Raw genomic sequence first — 4,916 nt, forward strand, 5'->3', positions numbered from 1 at the left:
GACATAGGTGACGCGCAGCGCCCGCACCGTGTGACCGGCGATGACGATCTCCCTGATATGGCCGAACGGGAAGCTGGCATTCGACACATCGCTCCCGGTCACCGCCGAAAGCACGTCGCGGGCACGCGGCCCCATCAGCGACAGCGTGCCGAAATCCTCGGTGACGTCGGTCAGCCTGGCATCGAGGCCCTCGCCAATATGATCGCTGATCCACGAGGCGTCATGAGTGCGGAAACCGGTGCCGGTGACGATGTAGAATTTCTCCTCGGCAAGCCGCGACACGGTCAGGTCGGCCTCGATGCCGCCGCGCGTGTTGAGAAGTTGCGTGTAGGTCAGCCGGCCGACCGGCTTGCTGACGTCGTTGGCGCAGATCCAGTCCAGCGCCTTCGCCGCGTCGGGGCCGCTCAGCTCGTACTTGGCGAAGGACGACTGGTCGAAGATGCCGACATGTTCGCGCACATGCCGGTGCTCGTCGCCGACGGCAGCAAACCAGTTCTGCCGGCCCATCGAATAGACGTCCTTTGGCTCGACGCTCTCCGGCGCGAACCAGTTTGGCCGCTCCCAGCCGAGCTTCGAGCCGAACACGGCGCGCTGCCGTTTCAACCGCTCATACAGCGGCGAGACGATGCGCGGCCGGCCGCTGGCATACTCCTCGTGCGGAAAGCCGATCGTGTAATGCTTGCCATAGGCTTCCAGCGTGCGCTCGCACACCCAGTGCCGGTCGCGGTGCAGGTTGGAAAAGCGCCTGATGTCGACCACCCACAGGTCGAGCGGCGCCTCGCCGTCGACCACCCATTGCGCCAGCACCCAGCCGGCGCCGCCGCCCGAGGCGATGCCGAAGGCGTTGAAGCCGGCGCCGACGAACATGTTGGCGCATTCGGGCGCTACGCCGAGGATGAAATTGCCGTCCGGCGTGAAGCTTTCCGGCCCGTTGATCATCTGCTTGACGCCAACGGTTTCCAGCGCCGGCACCCGCGCGATCGCCTGAATCATGTGCTGCTCGAAATGATCGTAGTCGTCGTCGAACAGCCGGAACTCCCAGTCATTGGGCACCTCCCCTGTCGTCCATGCCTGTGGGTTAGGCTCATAGCCGCCCATCACCAGGCCGCCGACCTCCTCCTTGAAATAGGTGCGCCGATCGGGGTCGCGCAGCGTCGGCGCGTCGGTTGCCAGCCCCGCGATCTTCTCGGTGACGATGTACTGGTGTTTCACCGGCTGCAGCGGCACGTTGATGCCGGCCATGGCCCCGACTTGCCGTGCCCATTGTCCGGCGCAGTTCACCACCTTGTCACAGGCAATGTCGCCCTGGTCGGTCTTCACCGCCGTGATGCGGTCGCCCTTCATCTCGAAGCCGGTGACGCGCACGTCCTCATAGAGCTTGGCGCCATGCATGCGCGCGCCCTTGGCCAGCGACTGCGTGATGTCGGAAGGGCTCGCCTGGCCGTCGGTCGGCAGCCAGGAAGCGCCGACCAGATCGCCGGTCTCCATCAGCGGCCACATCGCCTTGACCTCCGCCGGAGACAGCAAGTGCATGTCCATGCCGAAGCTCTTCGCTGTCGTCGCCAGCCTTTTGTACTCGGTCCAGCGGTCGGCATTGGTGGCGAGCCGCAGGCAGCCGGTCATCTTCCAGCCGGTGGCGAGCCCGGTCTCGGCCTCCAGTCCCTTGTAAAGGTCGACGGAGTATTTCAGCACTCGCGTGATCGAGGCCGAAGAGCGCAATTGCCCCACCAGCCCGGCGGCATGCCAGGTCGAGCCCGAGGTCAGCTTGCCCTGTTCGAGCAGCACCACGTCGACCTTGTGGTCGCGCGCAAGATGATAGGCCGTCGAACAGCCGATGATGCCGCCGCCAATGACGACGACCGCGGCCTGGCTAGGCAAGGTCATGATTTCAGGATCCCGTATTTTGTCCGGTAGTTTTCCAGCGCCGCGTCGAGCCGCACCAGGTTTTCCTCGGTGTAGGCGACGTAGTCGATGCCGGGCGCGTCGAGATAGAGCTCCGACACCATGCTCCACATCGCCTCGCGCAGCAGCGAGGCGCATTGCATGGCGGCGTGCGAGCGGCGGATCGCCTCGTCCGGCTCCTTCATGAAATAGGCGGTCAGGAAGGCGAAGGATTCCGCGTCGCTCATGCCGGCGTTCGAGGCGACGCCGGCAAGGTCGAACATGGCAGTATTGAAGCCGGCATATTCGAAATCGATCAGCCACAGCCTGCTGCCGTCGTCGAGAATATTGGCCGGCAAGAGATCATTGTGGCCAAAGACGATCGGCAGCAGTTTCTGCGCACGCTCCAGTTCGTCGGCCAGCGCTAGGAAGCGTGGCAGGTCACCGCGCTTGCGGCTGCCCCCTTCGTCAAGCGTGCGCGCATAGTCGCGGATGACGTGGAACACCCAGAACATGAAGCCGGCGCCGGAGATATGGTTGGGCATCTCCCGGTGAAAGCCGCGCATCAGCGCCGCGACGCGGCCGAGATTGGCGCGCACGTCCTCGGCCAGATAGGTTTTGGCGCCAAGAAACGCCGTTACCAGGATTCCTGGTTCGGCATAATGGACCGCCGGCGCGAAGCCGGCGGCGTGAGCCGCCCGTGCGGTCATCACCTCGCGTTCGCGGAAGACATGGTGGAACGGATAGTCCTGGCCGAAGCGCACCACATGTTTGCCGGCCGTGTCGGTGACCACATAATTGGCATTGCTCAAGCCGCCGGGCAGCGGCGCGATCTCGATGGCGCCCGTCCAGCAGGGCAGGGCGCGGATGCGGTCTTCGGCAATCACGGAATCATCCCTGGTTTGCTGACCTGGTTTGCTGGGCTTCGACACGGCGCCACGGGCAGTGCGACCACGGCGGGGGGAAGTGCAAACAATCTCGTCGGTGCGGGACGCCAGGATTGGTATCCCGCACCGCACCGACGAGCCCCTTGGCCAGGTTTTTGAACCCGGCATCCGCCCCCGCGGATCTGAAAATTCCTTGCGCCAGGCACGTTACAGGCTGCCTGGTCAGTGAGTTGCGGCCCTGCCAATTACCCTCCCGCTGCAGCTCCGAACCCCTGTTTGAGGTTTGGATTTCACGCCAGGGTTGCCCCTCTGTCAATAAAAAGATGTGACTTTTTTTGGGTATTTTGCCCGAAAGCATGGGCAATTCCTTTAAAACCGTTAGGAATGCCCTAGAATCGGGCAATCTCCGGGGCGCGCATAGATGATCCACTCGAAACGGCATGGCGAAATCCTGCGGCTGCTGCAGGAAGAGGGAACCGTCACCATCGCCAGCCTGGCCGACCGGTTGGGCGTGTCGCTCGAAACCGTGCGCCGTGACGTCAAGCCGCTCACCAGCGACGGCTCGGTTCTGAAGATGCATGGCGCCATCGGCCTGCCGTCGATGATCGGCGAAGCGCCGTTCGAACGGCGCATGCGTGAGCATGCCGACGCCAAGCGCAGCATTGCCCGCGCGGTCGCGGCCACCATCCGTGACGGCGAATCGATCATGCTCGACACCGGCACCACGACGTCGTTCCTGGCACGCGAACTGCTCGGCCACCGGCGCCTCACGGTCGTCACCAACTCGTCCGATATCGCTCGCACGCTGGCCACCATCAACGGCAACAAGGTCTATATGGCCGGCGGCGAGTTGCGCAGCGATTCAGGCGCCGCGTTCGGGACGTCGGCCATCGAGTTCGTCAGCCGCTTCTCGGTCAGCCACGCCATTATCTCCACCGGCGCCGTGGATGCGCTGACGGGCGTCATGGACTATGATCTGGAAGAGGCGGAATTTGCCCGCATGGTGCTGTCGCGCGGCCAGCGCTCGCTCGTCATCACCGACCACACGAAATTCGGCCGCCAGGGCCTGGTTCAGGTCTGTGGCTTCGACGGCTTTTCCGAGCTCGCCACCGACCGCGCGCCGCCGCATGACATTGCCGCCGCCCTCGCACAGGCCGGCGCGCGGCTCAGCATCGCCCGCGGCGAAGCCGGAATTTAGCCGAACACCAAGGATTGATGGGCGCACACGCCCGCGAAAGTGCCACCCGACACGGCGAAGGCGATGTTATGCATCGCGCGTGCCGCGTCTCCGGCGGCATACACGCTGGGTATCGTCGTCTGCTGCCTGTCATCGACTGATATCATCGGGCCAAGCAGGCCGTCCTTGAAGTCGCAACCGAGCTGTTCTGCCAGCGGGCTCGCCATCGTGTTGCGGGGCGCGGTGAACATCGCCTTGACGCCCGCCTTTCGGCCGCCGTCGAGGTGGACAACCAATCCGCCGGCGCCGTCTTCCCCGAGTTCGCTGACCGGCGCGGGCTCAAAGCTGACATTCTTGCCCTCCAGGGCAAGCATCTCCTCGGCGTCGGGCTCGATCAGGCCGTTGCCGAACAGCGTGACGTCACCCCAGTCGGAAATCAGCTGGGCCTGATGTATGGACATCGGACCGGTCGCGAGCACGCCAAGCGGCCCGCCGGAAACCTCGTAGCCATGGCAATAGGGACAGTGCAGCACGGTCCTACCCCATTGTCCGGCGAGCCCGGGAACCTCCGGCAGGATGTCGCGAACGCCGGTGGCAAGCACCAGCCGGGCGGCGCCGAATGTGTCGCCGCCATCGACGGCGATTTCGAAATCGCTTGTGCTGTTGGCAATGGCTTTGTCCGCACGTGCGGTGACAAGCCTGGCCGTCGGATAGGCAAGCAATTGCCGCCTTGCATCGTCGAGGATCGCGCCGGGCGTTCGCCCGTCCTGGCCGAGGAAGCCGTGCGAATGCGTGGCGAAGCGGTTGCGTGGCTGGCCGGCGTCGATCACCAGCACGTTGCGCCGCGCCCGCGCCGCCTGGATGGCGGCGGACAGGCCGGCGAAGCTGCCGCCGACGACGGCAAGATCATACTGCATGGCTGGAGACTCCAATGAGGGCGTAACGGCGGCGGAAATCGGCGGTCAGGTCGG

The 4,916-nt window shown here is 64.8% G+C and carries 4 protein-coding genes; 1 reads left to right on the forward strand and 3 read right to left on the reverse strand.

What is annotated here, in order from left to right; translation table 11 throughout:
• Both EOA36_RS27650 and EOA36_RS27655 read right to left on the reverse strand, forming a co-directional pair.
• A partial coding sequence (locus EOA36_RS27650; RefSeq protein ID WP_145969338.1) for an FAD-dependent oxidoreductase occupies positions 1 to 1,884 on the reverse strand: 1,884 nt, incomplete at its 3' end.
• Positions 1,881 to 2,768 carry a phosphotransferase family protein gene (locus EOA36_RS27655; protein ID WP_127280249.1) on the reverse strand — a complete coding sequence of 296 codons (888 nt, stop codon included), beginning with the start codon at positions 2,766 to 2,768 and terminating at the stop codon, positions 1,881 to 1,883. The genes EOA36_RS27650 and EOA36_RS27655, both read right to left, overlap by 4 nt.
• Positions 2,769 to 3,189: 421 nt before the next feature.
• Here EOA36_RS27655 and EOA36_RS27660 point away from each other — a divergent pair, with 421 nt between their 5' ends.
• Positions 3,190 to 3,966 (forward strand): DeoR/GlpR family DNA-binding transcription regulator, encoded by a 777-nt coding sequence (locus EOA36_RS27660; protein WP_127280250.1) that lies wholly within the window; start codon positions 3,190 to 3,192, stop codon positions 3,964 to 3,966.
• Here the strand turns inward: EOA36_RS27660 and EOA36_RS27665 are convergent.
• Positions 3,963 to 4,862 (reverse strand): NAD(P)/FAD-dependent oxidoreductase, encoded by a 900-nt coding sequence (locus EOA36_RS27665; RefSeq protein ID WP_127280251.1) that lies wholly within the window; start codon positions 4,860 to 4,862, stop codon positions 3,963 to 3,965. The two genes, EOA36_RS27660 and EOA36_RS27665, sit on opposite strands and share 4 nt — an antisense overlap.
• Positions 4,863 to 4,916: the final 54 nt, after the last annotated feature.

It is taken from the genome of Mesorhizobium sp. M8A.F.Ca.ET.021.01.1.1, from assembly GCF_003998025.1.
Lineage (GTDB): Bacteria > Pseudomonadota > Alphaproteobacteria > Rhizobiales > Rhizobiaceae > Mesorhizobium.

What these genes read in the sequence shown, in the direction of transcription:
- EOA36_RS27660 (WP_127280250.1), top strand. Translation starts at nt 3,190, where the DNA reads ATGATCCACTCGAAACGGCATGGCGAAATCCTGCGGCTGCTGCAGGAA.
- EOA36_RS27665 (WP_127280251.1), bottom strand. Translation starts at nt 4,862, where the DNA reads ATGCAGTATGATCTTGCCGTCGTCGGCGGCAGCTTCGCCGGCCTGTCC.